1 protein-coding gene is annotated in these 1,274 nt (G+C 62.8%); it reads right to left on the bottom strand.

Translation table 11 applies throughout. The annotated features are described in order from the left end of the window. Positions 1 to 1,274, bottom strand: a 1,274-nt coding sequence (locus QD461_RS36620) for a VCBS domain-containing protein (RefSeq protein WP_414091635.1), incomplete at both ends; no start/stop codon positions are given.

The raw sequence follows: 1,274 nt of genomic DNA, 5'->3' as shown, positions 1-1,274 counted from the left end.
ATCAGAGACCAGGTGAGCGTCGGGCTGTCGACATCAGCGCCGGTCAGATGGCCGGTTGCCGTGTTGTGAGCGCTGTCGTCGGCTACGCCAATACCAGCCTCGGTCACGCTGCCGGTGGCGCTGTCGCCGCCGACAAGCTTAATCGTCGGAGCGTCGTTCGTGCCGTTGACCGTGACCACGACCGTCTGCGTCGTGATGCCGCCCTGGCCGTCGTTCAACTGAACCGTGAAGCTCTCCTGCGGATGATCCGAGACATTCAGCGGATTGGCCTTCGACTGGTCCAGGTGATAGGTCCAGTTGCCGCTCTGATCGACGCTCAGCGTGCCGTAAGCACCAGTCACAGAGCCGCCTACGTTGCTGGTCTGGCCATTGCCGGCAATCAGAGACCAGGTGAGCGTCGGGCTGTCGACATCAGCGCCGGTCAGATGGCCAGTCGCCGTATTATGAGCCGCGTCGTCAAGAACATTGACGCCAGCCTCGGTCACGCTGCCGGTGGCGCTGTCGCCGCCGACAAGCTTAATCGTCGGAGCGTCGTTCGTGCCGTTGACCGTGACCACGACCGTCTGCGTCGTGATGCCGCCCTGGCYGTCGYTCARCTGAACCGTGAAGCTTTCCTGCGGATGATCCGAGACATTCAGCGGATTGGCCTTCGACTGGTCCAGGTGATAGGTCCAGTTGCCGCTCTGATCGACGCTCAGCGTGCCGTAAGCACCAGTCACAGAGCCGCCTACGTTGCTGGTCTGGCCATTACCGGCAATCAGAGACCAGGTGAGCGTCGGGCTGTCGACATCAGCGCCGGTCAGATGGCCGGTTGCCGTGTTGTGAGCGCTGTCGTCGGCTACGCCAATACCAGCCTCGGTGACGCTGCCGGTGGCGCTGTCGCCGCCGACAAGCTTAATCGTCGGGGCATCGTTCGTGCCGTTGACCGTGACCACGACCGTCTGCGTCGTGATGCCGCCCTGGCCGTCGTTCAACTGAACCGTGAAGCTTTCCTGCGGATGATCCGAGACATTCAGCGGATTGGCCTTCGACTGATCCAGGTGATAGGTCCAGTTGCCGCTCTGATCGACGCTCAGCGTGCCGTAAGCACCAGTCACAGAGCCGCCTACGTTGCTGGTCTGGCCATTGCCGGCAATCAGAGACCAGGTGAGCGTCGGGCTGTCGACATCAGCGCCGGTCAGATGGCCAGTCGCCGTATTATGAGCCGCGTCGTCAAGAACATTGACGCCAGCCTCGGTCACGCTGCCGGTGGCGCGGCGCTGTCGCCGCCGACA

This window comes from Rhizobium sp. BR 314, assembly GCF_047445805.1.
GTDB classification, from domain to species: domain Bacteria; phylum Pseudomonadota; class Alphaproteobacteria; order Rhizobiales; family Rhizobiaceae; genus Rhizobium; species Rhizobium lusitanum_B.
The sequence above is the reverse complement of the archived record's forward strand: the minus strand, read 5'-3'. Positions and strand labels throughout refer to the sequence as shown.